At 63.9% G+C, this 17,343-nt stretch carries 16 protein-coding genes and 3 pseudogenes; 4 read left to right on the top strand and 15 right to left on the bottom strand.

The genetic code is table 11. From position 1 onward, the window contains the following. Nucleotides 1-106 precede the first annotated feature (106 nt). Nucleotides 107-1,006 carry a helix-turn-helix domain-containing protein gene (locus QX132_RS19000; protein WP_316162376.1) on the top strand — a complete coding sequence of 300 codons (900 nt, stop codon included), beginning with the start codon at nt 107-109 and terminating at the stop codon, nt 1,004-1,006. Nucleotides 1,007-1,610: 604 nt separating this feature from the next. Here the strand turns inward: QX132_RS19000 and QX132_RS33055 are convergent. From QX132_RS33055 to QX132_RS19035, 7 genes and pseudogenes are all read right to left on the bottom strand, one after another. Next, nucleotides 1,611-1,742 (bottom strand): annotated as a pseudogene (locus QX132_RS33055) (ATPase, T2SS/T4P/T4SS family); the annotation flags it as partial. Between the two features lie 694 nt (nt 1,743-2,436). Beyond that, nucleotides 2,437-3,018, bottom strand: coding sequence for a TetR/AcrR family transcriptional regulator (locus tag QX132_RS19010; protein WP_315750807.1), 582 nt, complete (start codon nt 3,016-3,018; stop codon nt 2,437-2,439). Nucleotides 3,019-3,038: 20 nt separating this feature from the next. Next, on the bottom strand, nt 3,039-4,496 hold the full coding sequence (locus tag QX132_RS19015) for an amidase family protein (protein WP_315750806.1): 1,458 nt from the start codon (nt 4,494-4,496) through the stop codon (nt 3,039-3,041). A gap of 60 nt (nt 4,497-4,556) precedes the next feature. Next, nucleotides 4,557-5,459: an alpha/beta hydrolase gene (locus tag QX132_RS19020; RefSeq protein WP_316162378.1), complete on the bottom strand. Its 903-nt coding sequence runs from the start codon at nt 5,457-5,459 to the stop codon at nt 4,557-4,559. Continuing rightward, on the bottom strand, nt 5,456-6,382 hold the full coding sequence (locus QX132_RS19025; protein WP_316162380.1) for an MBL fold metallo-hydrolase: 927 nt from the start codon (nt 6,380-6,382) through the stop codon (nt 5,456-5,458). The genes QX132_RS19020 and QX132_RS19025 overlap by 4 nt, the downstream gene beginning before the upstream one ends. Continuing rightward, nucleotides 6,379-7,698, bottom strand: coding sequence for an MATE family efflux transporter (locus QX132_RS19030; RefSeq protein WP_315750800.1), 1,320 nt, complete (start codon nt 7,696-7,698; stop codon nt 6,379-6,381). The genes QX132_RS19025 and QX132_RS19030 overlap by 4 nt, the downstream gene beginning before the upstream one ends. Before the next feature lie 133 nt (nt 7,699-7,831). Continuing rightward, nucleotides 7,832-8,629: an SDR family oxidoreductase gene (locus QX132_RS19035; protein ID WP_315750798.1), complete on the bottom strand. Its 798-nt coding sequence runs from the start codon at nt 8,627-8,629 to the stop codon at nt 7,832-7,834. Nucleotides 8,630-9,065: 436 nt separating this feature from the next. Between QX132_RS19035 and QX132_RS19040 the strand changes: the two genes are divergently transcribed. Together QX132_RS19040 and QX132_RS19045 are read left to right on the top strand one after the other, a co-directional pair. Next, complete coding sequence (locus tag QX132_RS19040; RefSeq protein ID WP_315750796.1) at nt 9,066-9,341, top strand: hypothetical protein; 276 nt, start codon at nt 9,066-9,068, stop codon at nt 9,339-9,341. Nucleotides 9,342-9,626: 285 nt separating this feature from the next. Beyond that, the gene (locus QX132_RS19045) at nt 9,627-9,938 is read left to right on the top strand and encodes an ATP-binding protein (protein WP_315750794.1); all 312 of its coding nucleotides are present in this window, start codon (nt 9,627-9,629) and stop codon (nt 9,936-9,938) included. Nucleotides 9,939-10,091: 153 nt separating this feature from the next. Here QX132_RS19045 and QX132_RS19050 read toward each other — a convergent pair. The 8 genes and pseudogenes from QX132_RS19050 to QX132_RS19085 all read right to left on the bottom strand — a co-directional run. Then, a pseudogene (locus QX132_RS19050) lies at nt 10,092-10,313 on the bottom strand (5-aminolevulinate synthase); the annotation flags it as partial. A 52-nt stretch (nt 10,314-10,365) separates the two neighbouring features. Then, a pseudogene (locus tag QX132_RS19055) lies at nt 10,366-10,644 on the bottom strand (GlcG/HbpS family heme-binding protein); the annotation flags it as partial. Between the two features lie 73 nt (nt 10,645-10,717). Beyond that, nucleotides 10,718-12,043, bottom strand: a complete 1,326-nt coding sequence (locus tag QX132_RS19060) for a c-type cytochrome (RefSeq protein ID WP_410051583.1) — start codon at nt 12,041-12,043, stop codon at nt 10,718-10,720. An 11-nt stretch (nt 12,044-12,054) separates the two neighbouring features. Beyond that, on the bottom strand, nt 12,055-14,226 hold the full coding sequence (locus QX132_RS19065; protein ID WP_316162382.1) for a xanthine dehydrogenase family protein molybdopterin-binding subunit: 2,172 nt from the start codon (nt 14,224-14,226) through the stop codon (nt 12,055-12,057). Nucleotides 14,227-14,234: 8 nt separating this feature from the next. Then, entirely contained in the window at nt 14,235-14,699 is a 465-nt protein-coding gene (locus QX132_RS19070) for a (2Fe-2S)-binding protein (protein ID WP_315750789.1), read from the bottom strand. A 63-nt stretch (nt 14,700-14,762) separates the two neighbouring features. Beyond that, the gene (locus QX132_RS19075; protein ID WP_315750787.1) at nt 14,763-15,062 is read right to left on the bottom strand and encodes a putative quinol monooxygenase; all 300 of its coding nucleotides are present in this window, start codon (nt 15,060-15,062) and stop codon (nt 14,763-14,765) included. Between the two features lie 51 nt (nt 15,063-15,113). After that, complete coding sequence (locus tag QX132_RS19080) at nt 15,114-15,380, bottom strand: hypothetical protein (RefSeq protein ID WP_315750785.1); 267 nt, start codon at nt 15,378-15,380, stop codon at nt 15,114-15,116. A 118-nt stretch (nt 15,381-15,498) separates the two neighbouring features. Continuing rightward, complete coding sequence (locus QX132_RS19085; protein WP_315750783.1) at nt 15,499-15,939, bottom strand: hypothetical protein; 441 nt, start codon at nt 15,937-15,939, stop codon at nt 15,499-15,501. 312 nt (nt 15,940-16,251) lie between these two features. Between QX132_RS19085 and QX132_RS19090 the strand changes: the two genes are divergently transcribed. After that, a complete protein-coding gene (locus tag QX132_RS19090; RefSeq protein ID WP_315750782.1) occupies nt 16,252-17,268 on the top strand; it encodes an aldo/keto reductase in 1,017 nt (338 codons plus the stop codon). Nucleotides 17,269-17,343 lie beyond the last annotated feature (75 nt).

Consider the following 17,343-nt stretch of genomic DNA (forward strand, 5'->3'; position numbering starts at 1 on the left):
CCGACGTCCCGGACGGCAGCGACGGCGAACCCGGACGACAGCGAAACGTGGGCGGACGCAGCCGCCGCAAGCGAGGGCCCCGGGCGGCCGAGGGAAAGCGTTGCAGATGCCGAACGTGCAAGGGTTTGCCTCGCTGGCCGCGCCCACGACGTCCCTCGACCCACTGCTCGGCTGGACCATTCACGACGCCATCTCGCTCCGTCAGCAGTTGAGGCGGCTAGGCGATGCTCTCGTGATCGAAGCGCAGGTCGCGCAGGGCTGCGCCGGGACGCGCCGCGCCTCCGATGCCGGTCTGGTGGTCGTGATGATCGTGATCGAAGGCCGGGAGCGCGGCGAGGACTCCACCGGCACGGTGCTGTTCGAACCCGGCGACGTGATCGTCTGGAACACGCGCGAGACGCTCGCCTTCGCCACGCTCAGTCCGCTGCGCAAGATGATGATCGCCTGCCCCGAAGCGGTGATCCGGAATTTTCACCCCGACCTGATCGGACGCGGCCGCCAGCATCTGCCCGGCCGACACGGCTTCGGCGCCGCCGTGTCCGGTTACTTCAAGGGCTTCGCCGGCACGCTGGCCGAGATGGACGACAGCGAGGCCCATGCCGCTGTCGATACCGGGCTCGAGATCGTCGCCAGCGCTGCGCGCCTGATGCGCCGCGACGCTGCACCGCGACGCACATCCACACAGTTCGCGCGCATCATGAGCTACATCGACGCACAGCTGCACGACCCCGATCTCGACAGCGCCGAGATCGCCGCCCACTTCGGACTATCCGTCCGCTCCATACAATTGTTGTTCGCCGAGCACGGCACCACGCCCTCGGAATGCATCCGCCAGCGCCGCCTCGACCGCTGCCGCCGCGACCTCGAAGCCGCGCGCCGAACCGAGAGCATTACCGACATCGCCCTGCGCTGGGGCTTCAACGACCCCTCGCATTTCAGCCGCCTCTTCCGCCGTCGATATGGCGTGCCCCCGCGCACGCTCGCGCGGAAGATGCCGAAGGGCTGACAGCCCGCAGCGATTTCATCTTCTCGCAACTGAACGGAATGGCTGGGATGGCCGGCTGGCGGAGAGAGTGTCCTCCATATCTAAGATCTTATATTGCTGGGATAATTGTGTTTTTTGTCCTTAAAATTGGGCCAAATACCCGCTGTAATACCCGGGATCGTCCACCATTGTGAGCTTGGCTCACCGCCCAATCTCTGAGTGGACATCACCTATGGGAAGGTGTGGCAGCAGGGACACCTCGTCTTGGTGCGGTGATGCCAGATGTCGGACAAATCTCCAGGTTGAAACTTCGTCTGGCGGACCTTGATGCGTGCTTTTCGTCTAGCGGGCTTTCTATTGCTGGTCCTGCTGCTCGAGCCGGAGGCTGCGTTGTCGGACTATCTATCTAGAGATGCAGGAGGGCGGCTGGCTGATCGAGGTGTCGGACCGCTTGCTTATCCGGGTGACGATGCCGGAGGGATATCGGCGACTAATGACGGCCCTCCGCGACCTGAAAGAAAACTTTGCGGAGAGCTTCACTGGACTGGTTTCCCAAGTCTCCTCGCTGATCGTCGCGGCCGCCGACGATCCGGATCAGCACCACGCGGTCGCTGGTGCCGGCGATCTAGGCGAGCAGCGCGTTGGTGAGCATGGTCTTGCCGGTGCCGGTGCCGCCGGCGACGAGGATGTTCTTGCGCGACGCGACGGCCGCGCGCACGACGCCGCCTGTCCGGCAGTCATGGTGCCGGCGGCGAAGTAATCGTCGAGGGTGAAGACGGCGACGGCGGGCTTGCGGATGGCGAACGCTGGCGCTGTGACGACGGGCGGCAGCAGCCCCTCGAACCGCTCCCCCGTCTCGGGCAGCTCGGCCGAGACGCGTGGGCGCTCCGCGTGGACCTCGGCGCCGACATGATGCGCGACCAAGCGCACGATTCGCTCGCCGTCGGCAGGCGACAGAGTGCGACCGCTATCTTCGAGGCCACCGGATAGCCGATCGATCCAGAGCCGGCCGTCGGGATTGAGCATCACCTCGACGATCGAGGGGTCTTCGAGGAAGGCGGCGATGGCCGGGCCGAGCGCGGTACGCAGCATACGCGCGCCGCGTGAGAGGGCCTCGGAATGGAGCGGAGCAGCCGCCACGATCGTCCCCATCGTTGACCAATCGCGACGCGCGATTGGCGACGGGGATGATTAGGGCGGTTCAACAAGTATTCAGGTGGCGTAGGAGGGTGGCGAACAGCAGAGCAAAAATACTTGCTCACGCGAAAACGGAATTTCCGGACGAGGCCTGTTTGAGCATACGATTCGGCTTGGCTGCGCCGGTGCGGTTCACGGCGAGGATGATGCTCGATGATCTATGAGAACCGCGCATCGAGGCTCACGTCCGCCTCGCTCCCCATGGAAACAGCCAGACGTGTGACGCGCTACCGCAATTCGCGAGCTGCCCGCCTTCAGGCAGTTGGCACTCGCGCCAGCGCCAGCGCCGCTTGGACGCCGCTTTCCAGGATCCGGTCCGCCGCCGCTGGATCCGCCACGGCACGTGCATACTGGAGCGTCCCGACCATGAGCGCGAAGATTGCCGTGGCGCGCTGATGCGCGACTTCGGCATCGGCAACCGGGATCAGCGGCGTCAAGACCCGAAGATAGCGAGCGATCCCCTCTTCATACGCTTGCCGGGTTGCTGCCGGTAGGCGCGCGACTTCCGGCAGCAAAGCCGCGGACGGGCAGCCGCGCGCCGGATTTTCGAGGTGAGCCCGGCAAAGATAGCTTCGAAGAACGCCCTCGAGATCACTACCGGCTTCGATGCTTTCCTCGACGCGATGTTGCTGCTCGCCGATCGCGGCAGACATTGCTTCGCGAACGAGGTCGTCCTTTGATTTGAAGTGGAGATAGAAGGCACCGTTGGTCAGGCCCGCATCGCTCATGATCCCGGCGATCCCGGCCGCGGAGATGCCATCTTGGCGGAACCGCTTCGACGCAACGCCGAGAATGTGGCGGTGCGTCTCCTCCTTGTGTCCCTTCGCAAAACGCATGTTTTTGCCTCTGCCTCCCTTCAAGCAAGCTGGCGGGCTAGGACGGTCTCGACCCGGCGCGCGAGATCGAGCAGCGCCCGGTCGCCGTAGGACGGTCCATCGAGCTCCAGACCGATCGGCAGGCCGGCCTGAGACAGGCCCGCCGGCATACTGATGCCTGGCAGGCCGCACAGGCTCGCTACAAGCGTATTGTTCGCGAGCACGAGGTCGCTCACTTCTCGCTCTCTAATCATGAATTTGGTCTGCTGGTCGATCCGTGGCGCGGTCGCAGGCGTCGTCGGTTGCAGCAATGCCTGAGCCCCATGGTCTGAGAAGATCGCATTGAGACGGCGCTGTGCTTCCGTCCGCTTTACGGCAAGTGCGGTCTGGTAGGTATCGACCGAGGTCGCGCCGCCGCCGTCCGGCAAGACCATGTAGCGCCAAGCGCCCTGCAACTCGGGCTTGAGACTTTCGATCACCCCCTCGAAGGTGATGGGGACGCCATGCTCGAGGAGAAAGCCGGACACGGCGCCCACCGTCTCGTGAAAGAAGATGCTCCAGGTCGCCGATTGCGACAGGGCGCCGAAATCCTCGCCGAGGTCCATCTCGACGATTTCGGCGCCGACATCGCTGAGCCAAGTCAGCGCTTCGCGGAAGCGCGCATCAACATCCGGCTCGACGAGATCGAGAAACTGCCGTGGCGCATAGGCGAGCCGGACGCCCGTCAGGCCGGCTTCGCGCGCGTCGAACTGCGTCGGTGCCGCACCAGTCACCACGGCGTCCATGAGCGCGCAATCCTCGACGCTGCGGGCGAGCACGCCCGTGGTATCGAGCGTGTGCGATACCGGCGCGGCGCCGCCGCGTGGCCAACGCCCCGTCGTTGGTTTGAAACCGACGACACCACACAGAGATGCAGGGACGCGGATCGACCCGATCGTATCGCCGCCGAGCGATGCCGGCACGAGCCCGGCCGCGACGGCCGCGGCGGAGCCACTGGACGAGCCGCCTGATACGCGATCTCGGTCGACCGGATTCCTCACCTGCCCGTAGGGCGCGTTGTGGCCCGTGAGCCCGAACGACATCTCGACGAGGTTGTTCTTGCCGAACACCAGTGCGCCGGCCTCCTTGACGGCGCGCACCGCCTCGGCATCCTCTTGCGGCACGAAGCCCGCGAGAGGCTTGATCCCAAGGCTCGTCGGAATGCCCTTGGTCAGATAGCTGTCCTTGATCCCGAGCGGAACGCCAAGGAGCGGCGACGCAGCTCCTGCCGCGCGGGCGGCATCGGCCTGGCGTGCGGCGGCAAGGACGCCGGCCTCGTCGATGGTGACGAAGGCGTTCAGATCCCCGTGCAGCCGGGCTCGTTGCAGAAGGGCGGTGGCATAGGCCTCGGCGGTCAAGTCGCCGTTTCGGATCGCCTCGGCGGCACCAGCCACGCCAAGCGAAGCAAGCTCTGCTTCCGTCGAAGCATCGATGGGGCCGGGGTTTGCGGTATTGACCATGTCTGGTGGCTCCTCGCGGAATCAGCGGCCATTCAGGTGGGAATGGCGCGCTTTGCCGTGTCAGGTTTTGAGAAAGTCCAAGATCAGGCGCCCGACCTCTTCAGGCTGTTCCAGATGAAGGAAGTGTCCGACCTTCGGTAGAACGATGCGTCGCAGTCCCTTTGTGAAGACGGCTTCCTTGCCTTCACTCAAATCCGCGGACATGCAGCCATCCTCTGCGCCATGCAGGTACAACCCCGGAACCTCAATGGGCCTGCTCGCCCGCGCCTCAAGCGAGCGCGCGGCGGGATCCTCCGGCGACGGAGCGAAGAGCTGCCGGTAATAGGAGAGCGTTTGCGAGAGCACACCGGGTGCGCCGAGCATTGCGTTCAATGCCACGCGCTCGGCCGGCGGCAGGCCGTAGCCGGGGGACCATTCGCAACAGAGCCGATCGATGAAGGCGTAGTCGTCGATCGGCACGGCCGTCTCGGCGAGCCGCGTCTGGAAATAGAACATATACCAGCCTCGCCGCTGCTGATCGCCGTTCGCAACGAAGGCAGCTCCGAGCTGTGGCCCATATGGCACGGCGAGCCCGACCAGCCTGCGAACCCGGGCGGGTTCCAAGCTGGCGGCTGCACAAACCGCGCGGGCGCCGAGGTCGTGCCCGATGAGGTCCGCTTGGTCGCGTCCCAGGGCGGCGATCAGCGCGATGACGTCCGCGCCTGTCGCGGCCGCACGATACGAGCCGTCAGGCGCAGCGCCTTCGGGCCAGTAACCGCGCATCGCGGGTGCCACGGCCCAGAATCCGGCGTCCGCCAGTTGCTGGAGCACCGGAGTCCAGCTCCGGGCATGATCAGCTAATCCGTGCATACAGAGCACGAGCGGACCAGCCCCAACCTCTAAGATCGGAAAGTCGAGGCCGTTGGCGCGCACCGCGCGCTGTTTGACGCCGAGTGGGAGCGCCGCCGGGATGTCCTGTGTCATGTCGCCACCCGTTGCGTCAGAGCAGCGGTCTCCGGCGCGAAAGAGAAGCCGGATGCATGGCTGCGGATACGTCCGGCATGGGGGATGCCGAAATGCGCCGGGAACAGGAGGCTGTCGTGTTCGGCGCAATGGGCGAGCACGCGCAGGCGCGATTGCACGGCCGTCTCTGCGTCGAGGCAGAACCGGCTGCTCCAGCCCGGTTGATAGACCTGGATCGGATTGTGCAGCACATCGCCGCTGAACAGTCCCTCCTCCTGCCCGTGCAGAAGGCGGAGGATGATCTGCCCCGGTGAATGGCCCGGCGCCGGCTCGATCAGCAGGTTGTCGCCGAGCTGGTCGGTCATGGCGACGACGCGCTCCTGCTTCGCCGCGATCACCGGCAGCACGGAATCGGTGAAGACGTCGCGTGGCTCTTCCGGAAGATGCGGATTCCTGGCGGGATCCCAGAAATCCAGCTCTTCGCGGGAAAAAACGTACTTGGCGTTCGGAAAGGTCGGGACCCAGCGGCCGTCCAGCAGCCGCGTATTCCACCCGACATGGTCGACGTGCAAATGGGTGCAGAGGACGTAGTCGATGTCCTCCGGTGGTACGCCGGCGGCACGGAGCCGGTCCAGGTACCGCGTGTCGAGCCCATGGAAATGCGGCGAGCCCGGCCGCTGCTTGGCGTTGCCGCAGCAGGTATCGACGAGGATGTTGTGGTGCGGTGTCCGGATCAGCCAGGAATGCACGGACATGACGAACTGGTCGGTAGCCGGTACATAGTAGTTCGGCGCCATCCAATGCATGTGCTCGTCCAGCACGTGAGGGTCCCAGGCCGCGAGCAATTCCTGCGGCCGGAACGCAGGACCCAACAGCTCTTCGATCCGCGTGACCGCCGTCTCGCCGATCCGCCAAGTGGCGAGGTTCTCCTGCACGGCGCTCATGATGTCCGCACCTTCGAGCCGGAGTCCGCTGCAGGCCATATGGTGCCGGAGAGCGCTGCGGCGACGCAGAGGGCGGCGGCGGCGACCAGGGCGGACGCGACAAGCGCGAAAAGGGCTGCCTCGGAAAATCCGAAGACGGCGACCGCGAGCCATCCGCCGCCCGCCGCGACCAACAGTCGGACGGCACCGGCGAGGAAGATCCACCCCATGCGGCCGCTGCCCTGTGCCGCGAAGCCGAGCGCGAAGATGACGCCATTCGCGGCGTAAAAAGGTGCCACGATCCGGAAATAAAGCGAGCCCGTCTCCAGGACGGCACCGTCATGGGAGAAGAGGCCGATCCAGAGCCACGGAGCGAGCGCCACCAGCAGCCCCACCGTCTCGGTGAAGGCTATGGTGATGCCGGTGCCGAACCAGGCGATCTTCTTGGCCCTGGCGACGTCTCCGGCACCGATATTGGTGCCCACCATGGTCAGGATCGCCGTTCCCAGGCCGAACATGATGGGGACGAGTACGTAGTCGAGCCGCGAGGCGGTGCCGTAGCCGCCGATGGCATCGACGCCGAAGCGGCCGACGGCCGCCGTGACGAGCATGACCATCAGGTTCAGTTGCACGGTGTTCAAGGCGGCGAGCAGGCCGACCTTGAGGATGTCGCCGAACAGGGACGAGCGCAGACGGCCGAGCGACAGGCGCAGGCCGGAGCGGCCGCTCGCCATGTAGAGCAGCAGGGCGAGTGTCGCCGCACCGTAATAGAGGGTGACGGCGATGCCCGCACCGGCGACGCCGAAGCCGGGGATCGGACCGATACCGAAGATGAAGGCCGGCGAGAGGGGGACGAGCACGGCCGCGCCGACGAAGGTCACCAGCGCCGGCACGCGCACGTTGCCGATGCCGCGAAGCGCCGCGGACAGAAGATTGACGATCCAGATGGGCACCGCTGAGAGGAAGATGAAGTTCGAGTAGGTGAGCGCCGAATGCAGGGCCTCGCCCGTGCCGCCCAACGCCCCATAAAGCGGGCCGCCGAGGGCCAGGGCGAGAGCCGAGAACAGCAGGCCGAAAGCGATGGCGATCACGAGCGCATGGAGTACGAGCGCATTCGCATCCTCATGTCGCCTGGCGCCGACGGCCCGCGCCACGGCCGCGGCGACGCCGCCGCCGATCCCGCCGGCGGACATCATCGTCATGAGCATCCAAATTGGAAACACCAGGGCGACGCCGATCAGCGCCTCGGTGCCGAGGCGCGAGACGTAGAAGGTCTCGGCGACGTTCACGAGCGTCTGCGCAACGAGAACGCCGATGGTCGGCAGCGCCAGCCGCATCATCGTCTTGAAGATGGGGCCATGCAGCATCGCCTCGCGGGCCCGTAGCTTGGCCGCGTTCCGACGATGCTCGACGGCGGAGCGCAAGGCATCGCGCGACCCGCCCCCGGTGTCCGACACTGATGCGACGGCTTCAGTCATGGCGATACCGGGGTGCAGGTTGCCCGGCGGCGAGAGAGGTCCTGAGACCCTGGCGGGCCGCCTCATAGGTGCCCCACACCGCTTCATCGGCGACAGTCGGCAGCGTCAGGACCTCGCCGCGGTCGAGGCCGACAAGCGCCGCTTCGACGAGGTCTTCCGGATTCATGATCATCGAGCGGGGAATCACACTCTCCGGCACGCCGCCCCGCGCCCACATCTCGGTGTCGGTGGGACCGGGCAGAACGGCCTGGAACCGCACGCCCGATCCCTGGGTCTTGCCCGCGAGGGAGATCGTGAGGTTGATCAGGTAGTTCTTCGATCCGCTATAGGCGCCGTCGAACATCTCCGGCACGAAAGCGGTGACCGAGCTGATGTTGACGACGGTGCCGCCGCCGTGCTCTGCAAACGCCTTGGCGGCGGCGATGGAAAGCAGGGTCGGCGCCGTGACGTTGACGGCAATCAGTTCCTCGGCATCCGCCAGGCTGCCTTGCAACATCCCGCCGGGCGTCGAAAGGCCGGCATTATTGACCAGAAACGCGATCGCAGGATCGGCGCCGATACGCTCGGCCAGCTTCAGGACCGCCTCCCGCTTCGAAAGATCAGCCACGACGATTTCGACTGTCCGACCGCTTTCCTTCCTGATCCGGCCGGCAACGGCTTCGAGCCGTTCGGCATTGCGAGCGACAGTAATCAGGTCGTATCCGCGTTCGGCAAGCTTACGCGCATAAACCGCCCCGATCCCGGTCGAAGCCCCGGTTACAATCGCCTTGCGAACTGTCGTGCCGGTCATGTTCCCTCTCAAAAGCTGTGGCGCGGCATTGCCGGAGCGCGGCGCATGCCCAGGCCGATGGCATTACGATCATAATATACAATTATGATCGTAATTCAATAGCGCTCACCATGTTGATCGGATTCAGCGGTTTAGGTTCATCGAGCCAGAGTTGGCGTCCAGTTGGCAGCTCGGCCCCGCTTCATGGCTCTCGGGAGTCCTCGGGATCTCCTGCCGGAGCTTCGGCCCCTCGCTCAGACGCCGGCCAAGCGTGGCGACAAAATTGTCGTAGCGCGCGCCAGCCTGTGTTCGACACGCCCAACCGAAGACAGGGCAATGGAGCGCACGGATCGATGCTTTTGAACGGGAGGGGCATCACCCGCCTGCACACGCACAGCACGGAAGGTGGGGACACGAGAGAAAAACCGGTAAAGCATGGCCGGAGCCGGGCAAGGCATTGAAGCAATTCAAGAGCCGCACGGAGCTTTTTATCGGCCCGCGCCATTACGATCCCATGGGCGAGATGTACGAGGTGCGGAGCGCCGTCGAGCACCTGCACGAGCATCGCTATCTTGAGACATTCGACCGCGAGGTGAGGCTTGGCCTATTGCGGAAGGAAGTAGTCGCCGAGCACATTGCCCGCACCACGCTCGCGCGGATCGCGACGAACGACGCGATCTTCCATCATTTTGGCGATCGCCGCGGCCATCGCCGGCGCACAGGCGGGATCTAATTGGCTCAAAGCACAGCCGCCGAGTCTGCAGGAAGCACAGCAGGTTCTGGTTTCCATCGTCAGTGCCGGCAGGCGAGCCGCCGATGTCATCGACCGCGTTCGGGCCCTCTTCAAAGAGGCTCCTCCCCAGAAGGCAGAGATGGAGTTCAACAGCGCGGTGCTTGAGACGTAGCGCTTACCCGCGCCGAGGCCGCGAGGAACGGGGTACACGTTCGCACTCAACTCGCGGACGGCTTGCCGGTAATCCGAGCAGATCGGGTCCAACTGCAACAAGTCATTCTCAATTTGACGATCAACGCCATCGAAGCGATGCGCGACGTCGGCGAAAACGACCGCAAACTGCTGATCAGCACCCGAAAGGAGTCCGCACGGGTTTGCTTCGAAGTGCGGGATACCGGGCCCGGTTTCGCACCGGGAGCTCTCGAGCGCTTGTTCGAGGCATTCTACACCGCAAAGCCGGACGGCCTCGAACTCGGGCTGTCTATCTGCCGCTCAATCATCGAATCCCACAACGGCCGGTTATGGGCGAGCCCCAACACGCCGCGGGGGGCTATCTTTAGCTTCACCGCGCCCGCTGACCCGCGGGTCACATCGTGAGTCGGTTGGAAGCAATCGGGGACGGACAAAACCGCGCTTTGAAACCACGGCGTCGGCGGAATGTGGCGCCTAGGCCGCGAGCTGCTAACCCAGGCAAGCTGTCGTTATTCGTCGTCCGGAGGCCCCTTCCGCCGACGACAAAGGGACCGATTTTCACTCGGCCGCAACCGTATGATGCCGCAGCGGCAACCCGAGCCGTTCCCAGACGTCGACCATGGCGCCGGCGAGCGCGTCGATCAGCCCGTCATGATGACAGGGGCTGGGCGTGATGCAGAGCCTTTCCGTGCCGCGGGGGGACGGTCGGGTAATGATCGGCTGAACATAGATGCCGTGCTACTTGAGGAGAAGATGGCTCCCTTTCTTGCACTTCTCCGGATATACGACCATCGAGGACGGCCGGAATGCCTCCGCCGGAGATAACGACCTTGCCGGCGTTGCTCGCCTGGATGCCGAACGGCGGCTTTCCCGGCTGGGTAAGATGCGCCAGTTCGGACGTCGGCTTGTCGAAAAGCCGCGCCGTGACGGCCTTGTTGATCGCAAGATCGATGCTTCCGCTCAGCGCGCCGTCCTGGCGCGTGAATGCCAGGAGATGGCCAACAGCATCAACGCCGGCCACGTTGTGTGGAGTACCAAGGCTCTCGGCTTCGGCAGCCGACAGCATTTGCTTCGCATGACGAAGCGTCAGGCAGTCGTATGAGCGCGGCATGACAGACCTCACATGCTGGAGCAGCTTCGATGGCTTACGCCGGTCTTCGCCGGCCGCCCACGGCAGGCGGTCCCTAATTCTGCGCCCGCAACTCGGCAATGTCCCTTGCGGTCAGCGACGAACCCTTCGCGCCGAAGCGGCCGGTCACGTAGTTGGCCACCGCGGCGATCTCACCGTCCGAGAACGCACGCCCGAATGACGGCATCGAGAGTGCGCCATCGTCGGGAGTCAGGCGCTTTGTTCCGCTGATAACGATCTGAGCCACGTTCGTAGCGTTCGGGTCGTTGACGGCGGCACTCCCGGTTAACGTCGCGAACTTCGAGACTGCGCTCTCGCCACTCCAACCGTGGCAGCTCGCGCAGGCGCCTTCGAAGATCTTCTTGCCGAGGAGGCTCGCGGTGACGCCATCCTTGTGAGATGCCGGAGCGGGTACGGGCTTCGGCGAGGGACTCGACGAGGTCGCCGGCGGGACGCTCCGCAGGAACGTGACCACCGCCTCGATGTCGGCTTTGGCCATCTTGCTGAAAGAGTGATCGACGGCCTCGCCCATCGGACCCGATGCGGTGCCGCGTCCGGAGACGTGTCCGACACTGAGATAGCAAGCGATTTCGTCGTCGCTCCAGCCGCCGAGGCCGGTTGACTTGTCGGAAGATATATCCGTGGCCTGCCAGCCTGCCACCGGCGCCCCGGCGAACTTCTTCCGGTTATCGAGCGCAAACCCGATGTTGCGCGGCGTGTGGCATTCGCCGCAATGGGCCAGCGCTTCGGCCACGTAGGCGCCCCGATTCCATTTCAGGGTCTGCGACACGTCGGACCGGAAGCGCTCGTCGCGATTGAACACCAACGACCAGAAAGACATGGCCCAACGCTGGTTGAACGGAAACAGCAACGTGTTCTCCGGCGGCACCGAGCGCACCGACGGCAGGCTGAAGAGATAGGCCTTGATCGCAAGCGCGTCTGCGTCCGTGACCAGAGTGTAAGACGTGTACGGCATGGCCGGGTAAAGTCGCGCGCCGTCGCGGCGTACGCCGCGATGCATCGCGTCGAGGAACTCCTGATCGGTGTACTTGCCGATGCCCGTCTCCGGATCCGGCGTGATGTTGGTCGAGTACATGGTGCCGAACGGAAGCTTGAACGCGAAGCCGCCCGCATATTTCTTGCCGCCCGGCGCAGTATGACAGACCACGCAATCCGCTGCCTCAGTGAGATATTTGCCGCGCTCTATGAGGCTGGCCTGCCTCAACTCGGCAGGAACGCCCGTCGGATCGCCGTGCTCATAGTCGACCACTAGGACGTTCTTGCCGCCGCTGAAGGCCAGCGGACCGGGCCCGCGTACGTACCGGACGGCGCCGAGCGCAACGACGGCGCCCACAACGGCAACGCCGGCTGCCCATTTCAAGAGTCCGGCTTTTACAACCATGATTTCTTCTCCGCGATCAAAGCCCGGTCGATCGGAAGACGGCGCAATGCGACACCCGTCGCCGCATAGATCGCGTTACGCAGCGCGGGAGGCCCTCCGACGACAGCGGCCTCACCGATCCCGCCCGGCGCCTCTCCGCTTTTTACCAGGTGGACGTCGATTTTCGGGGCCTGGTCGATGCGGAGCATTCGATAGTCATGGAAATTCGACTGCTGGACCCTGCCCTTCTCCAGAGTGATTTCGCCATACAGAGCGGCGGTCAGGCCGAAGATCATGCCCCCCTCGACCTGCGCAACAACCGTGTCCGGATTGACGGCGAGGCCGCAATCCACTGCGAGGGTCACCCGGCGAATGTAGACGTCCCCGCCGGTATCCACTTCGGCCTCGACGACGGTCGCGATCGACGTGTTGAAGGTCGGTTGTACGCTGACGCCGCGGCCGACGCGCGGCGGCAAAGGCTGGCCCCAGAGTGACTTTTCCGCCGCGAGATCCAGCACGTGTCGGATTCGCGGCGTCTTCCCGAGCATGTCGCGCCGGAACGCGACCGGGTCCTTATTCGCCTTCCGCGCCAATTCGTCCATGAAGCATTCGATCGCGAACACGTTGTTGTTCGGCCCCACCCCACGCCAAAAGCCGGTCGGCACGGCGGCTGGTTCAACGCGGACGTACTCCACCTGAACATTTGGAATGTCGTAGGGCGTATCGACCGCGCTGTCGACGGCATCGATGTCAATGCCCTGATTGAAGGCCGGCGGCAGGAAGCGCGCAATCACCGACGAACCGGCGACGCGGTACTTCAGCGCGATGACTTTTTCACCGGACATTCGCGCTGAAATGCTGTCGCGGTAGACGGGACGGTAGATGTCGTGTTGCACGTCCTCTTCGCGGGTCCACACGATCTTGACGGGTCCATCGACCTCGCCGCCGATCCGCACCGCGGTGGCGATCATGTCAACTTCGAGCCTGCGCCCGAATCCGCCGCCGAGCAGATGCTGGTGGATCGTTACCATCTCTTCCGGAAGTCCGGTCGCTTTCGCCGCCACGGACCGGGCTCGGGCAATGATCTGCGTTCCCACCCAGATATCGCACGACGTCGGCGTGACGTGGACCGTGCAGTTGAGAGGCTCCATCGTCGCGTGCGCAAGGAACGGCATTTCGTACGAGGCATCGTACGTCTCGCCGAAATAGAGCACGTTGGTGACGTCTCCGACGGATTTTGCGACGACGCCCTCACCCTCGCTCGCTGCACGGAGATGCTCCCATATGTCCTTGGAGCTGACGTTGGCGTTCGCGCCTTCGTCCCATGTGATGTCCAGAGCTTCGAGCCCTCGTTTGGCGGCCCACATATGATCTCCGACGACGGCGACGAGGTCGTCCAACGCAATGATTTGCTGTACACCAGCGATCTTCCTCGCGCCCTCGTCCTCGACGTTCACCACCTTGCCGCCGAAGACCGGGCACTGCGCCAAGGTCGCGAATTTCAAGCCGGGCATCATGGTGTCGATGCCGTAGATCGTCTTGCCATTGACCTTGTCCGTGGTATCGAGGCGCTTCAGTGGCTTGCCGATCAGGACGAAGTCCTTGGGGTCCTTGAGCGCAACGTCGCCGGGGACCGCAATCTTTTTCGCGGCATCCAGGAGGTCGCCATAACCCATTTGTCGACCGCTTTCCTTGTGAACGACCGCTCCGTTGATCGTGCTGCAGCTCTCCGGTGCGACGTGCCACTGGTCGGCGGCTGCCCTGACAAGAATGGCCCGTGTGGCGGCGCCGGCTTTCCGGAGAGGCGTCCAGAACGCGCGGACCGAGGTCGATCCGCCTGTCGCTTGGAGCCCGAGCAAAGGATTGGTATAGAGCTTCTCGTCCGGAGGAGCATGCTCCAATGCGACCTGGGACAGGTTCGCATCGAGTTCCTCCGCAAGGATTGTGGCAACGGCCGTGTATATGCCTTGACCCATTTCGACTTGCGGCATGATCAGCGTCACCTGACCTGTCCCGTCGATCCGGATATAGGCGTTCGGGGCGAACGCTGCGCCGTCCGGCCCCTTCTGCACGGGCCCGGCGGCCCGGACCGGGAGATGGAAGGCGAAGACGAAGGCCGAAGCCAATGCGCCACCAAGAACGTGACGACGCGAGATGTCAGACAGTTCGATGGATCCGGTCATGAGGTCACCTAAGCCTTCTGAGCGGCCGCCGCCTGCTTGATGGCGGCACGGATGCGCACATAAGTGCCGCAGCGACAGATGTTGCCGGCCATGGCAGCGTCGATATCGGAATCGTCCGGATCCGGCGTCGACAGCAGGAGCGCCGCCGCCGACATGATCTGGCCGGACTGACAGTAGCCGCACTGCACCACCTCAAGGTCGAGCCAGGCCTTCTGGACCTTGGCACCTATAAGCGTTGAGCCGATGCCCTCGATGGTGGTTATCGTTCGGCCTTGAACATTACCGACGGGCAGCACGCAAGAGCGCACCGGCTTTCCGTCGACATGCACCGTGCAGGCGCCGCATTGCGCCATGCCGCATCCGAATTTAGTACCCGTGATGCCGAGTATGTCGCGCAACACCCACAGCAGGGGCATTTCGGGTGCCGCTTCGAAGGACCTGTCCTGACCGTTGATGTTCAGCGTGATTGCCATGTGAGCTCCTGCCGTTTTCTGAGGCGAGTTCGGCGCGATAAAGACGCGCCGGGCTTTGTCGCCTTATGAGACCACGTCCAAAGGATGCGACGTGACGGCGGTTCTCGTCGCGAGCTCGTCGACTCTTGATGCATACTCCCGATAGTGGGGAGTTGCCCGATGGGCCTCTACCGAAGCAGCATCCTTGTAGAGCTCGTCGATGATGAAAGTGGTCTTGTCGCTCTGATCCTGCCAGAGATCCCATCGAAGATTGCCCGGCTCCGACCGGCTATGGTTCGCCAGCGCCCGCAGCAGAGCGATCAGTTCGCTCGCCCTGCCAGGCTTAGCCTTCAATAGCGCCGTCGTTTTCATGTTAGAGGCCACTGATCCCTCCTGTCGGCCGGCCTTGTCTCGCGGCGGCAATCCGCCGTTCAGTCAGGCGGATGCGGCTACGCCGGACCTGTGCCGGGCCGTTGCCTTGTCGAGCGCCTTGACCAGCACCTCACCGACCCCATGATCGGAGCGCAGATTCTGGCCGGTGATGAGTTCACGATCGACGATCACGTGCGGCTCGAAATCGACGTTCGTCATAATCACGTCACCTCCCGCTGCGCTTGGCGCCTGGGGCATCGTGAAATACATCTTGCCGTGCAGGATTTCCTTTTCCACCCATGTCTCCTCGGAAGCGGAAAAGATCGTCATCAGGTATCCGGCGTAGGGCCAGCCTCGGGCCAGCTCCTACGCGTCTATATTGTCACCTTCCATCAGAGCTGCGCGAAGGTCTACCGGACGCGACATCGCCGAGACGAGCGCAATCGGATCATGGCCGAGAAGCGCCGTCGGTTTCGAACAATCGTGGAAATGTCGAAGTACCTCGCCCATCTGGGAGTCCTGCATCAGGTCGACCACCGGCGCCTGGTCGCCCGGCACGAAGACGCCCGCCTAGCCGTCCCGTCCCTTCTCGATCACGGCACCCAGGGGGCTGAATCTGGTTCATCGCAGCATCATTCATCCAGAACGCCCTGGCGCGGGCATAAGCGGCAGCATCGCCGCCGAAATGCGCGCCGGAGTCCGAGGCCTTGTCCATGTGAGGTTTGGTGCCGTCCGGTGTGGCGAGCTGAATATCATAACTGGCACCCTGCAGGGCCATGCTCGGAACGACGTTCTCGTTCAGATAGTTTCCGGTCGGCCCCCATTTGCCGCCCTGGACTTCGATCTGGGTCGCATTGGATCCGACGACAAGCACCTTCGTCTTGCTCATGGTATCGCCCTTACCGTTCGTTCTTGAATTTGCCGCAGCAGCTCAAGTCGAGCACCATTGCCGTGGTCACACATAATCGGGAGCGGCAACAGGCGCCCGTAAAGAGATGTAAAACGTCGGCAGCGAAGGCGCCGCGCAGAAAATTCGCCTTTCCGACTCGGAGCCCGTATTTTTCGGCGATCGATTTTTCTCGATTTACAAATCGCTATTCGCCTGTAGGGGCTCGGCGACATACAGTCGATGGACCGCGTTTGCAAATTGGCTCGGCGCCAAGACGGTGTCGCGCCGGCACCATCAACACCGGAGGTTCATATGCGAATCAGGGAAGCACTTCAGGCGGGGCCGCTAGGATTCGGCACCGCTCCGCTCGGCAACATGTATCGGGCCATTCCGGAGGATGAGGCGCTCGCGACAGTGGATGCAGCCTGGGACGCAGGCACCCGCTTCTTCGATACCGCACCATTCTACGGAGCGGGACTGGCGGAGATCCGCCTCGGCAAAGCGCTCTCCAAACGACCCCGCAGCGACTACGTCCTCAGCTCGAAGGTCGGGCGGCTGATCCTAGACGAGGTCGAAGATCCGAGCGAGCGGGATTACGGCGAAAAGGGCGACATTTTTAAACACGGCCGTCTCAACAAGGTCGTTCCCGATTACTCGTACGACGGCACGATAAGGTCAATCGAGGACAGCCTCGGGCGCATGAATATCGGTCATATGGATTTCGTCTGGGTTCACGATATCGCCCAGGATTTCTACGGCGACGGATGGCTTGCGATGTTTGAAACCGCCCGAACGGGCGCCTTCCGGGCTCTTTCCAGGCTGCGCGACGAAGGCGTTATCAAGGGCTGGGGTCTTGGCGTGAACAAGGTGGAGCCTGTGGAGCTCCTGCTCGGGCTCGCCGAGGCTGAGCCGGATGCCACCCTGCTGGCCGGCCGCTACACTCTTCTCGACCACGAGCTGGCGCTGCAGCGGCTGATGCCCACGGCGCAGCGCAGGAAGGTCGACATCGTGATCGGTGGTCCCTACAGCTCCGGCGTGCTCGCTGGCGGCCGTCACTTCGAATACGGTGCGGTGCCGCCTGCGATCGCGAACAAGGTCGAGAAAATCTCCGCGCTCTGCGCGGAATACGACATACCCATCAAAGCGGCGGCGCTCCACTTCTCTTTGGCGCACCCGGCGTCGGCCGCGGTCATCCCCGGGGCCAGCAAGCCCGGGCGTATCTTCGAAGACCACGCGGCGCTGAAGACCAGAGTCCCTGCCGAATTCTGGCGTGAACTTCGAAAGAGAGGCCTGGTTTCTGCGGACGCGCCTCTGCCGATCAATCGATAAGCCTCGACGTCGGCGGCTGCGCTCCACACCTGTAAATCCGGCGGCATGCAAGTTTTACACGATGTCACACCGATT

Source organism: Bradyrhizobium sp. SZCCHNRI20481 (assembly GCF_032485055.1).
GTDB lineage: Bacteria > Pseudomonadota > Alphaproteobacteria > Rhizobiales > Xanthobacteraceae > Bradyrhizobium.

Bases quoted from the DNA above. Each gene is read 5' to 3' on its own strand.
- QX132_RS19000 (WP_316162376.1), top strand. From the start codon at position 107: ATGCCGAACGTGCAAGGGTTTGCCTCGCTGGCCGCGCCCACGACGTCC.
- QX132_RS19010 (WP_315750807.1), bottom strand. From the start codon at position 3,018: ATGCGTTTTGCGAAGGGACACAAGGAGGAGACGCACCGCCACATTCTC.
- QX132_RS19015 (WP_315750806.1), bottom strand. From the start codon at position 4,496: ATGGTCAATACCGCAAACCCCGGCCCCATCGATGCTTCGACGGAAGCA.
- QX132_RS19020 (WP_316162378.1), bottom strand. From the start codon at position 5,459: ATGACACAGGACATCCCGGCGGCGCTCCCACTCGGCGTCAAACAGCGC.
- QX132_RS19025 (WP_316162380.1), bottom strand. From the start codon at position 6,382: ATGAGCGCCGTGCAGGAGAACCTCGCCACTTGGCGGATCGGCGAGACG.
- QX132_RS19030 (WP_315750800.1), bottom strand. From the start codon at position 7,698: ATGCGGCTGGCGCTGCCGACCATCGGCGTTCTCGTTGCGCAGACGCTC.
- QX132_RS19035 (WP_315750798.1), bottom strand. From the start codon at position 8,629: ATGACCGGCACGACAGTTCGCAAGGCGATTGTAACCGGGGCTTCGACC.
- QX132_RS19065 (WP_316162382.1), bottom strand. From the start codon at position 14,226: ATGACCGGATCCATCGAACTGTCTGACATCTCGCGTCGTCACGTTCTT.
- QX132_RS19070 (WP_315750789.1), bottom strand. From the start codon at position 14,699: ATGGCAATCACGCTGAACATCAACGGTCAGGACAGGTCCTTCGAAGCG.
- QX132_RS19080 (WP_315750785.1), bottom strand. From the start codon at position 15,380: ATGACGATCTTTTCCGCTTCCGAGGAGACATGGGTGGAAAAGGAAATC.
- QX132_RS19085 (WP_315750783.1), bottom strand. From the start codon at position 15,939: ATGAGCAAGACGAAGGTGCTTGTCGTCGGATCCAATGCGACCCAGATC.
- QX132_RS19090 (WP_315750782.1), top strand. From the start codon at position 16,252: ATGCGAATCAGGGAAGCACTTCAGGCGGGGCCGCTAGGATTCGGCACC.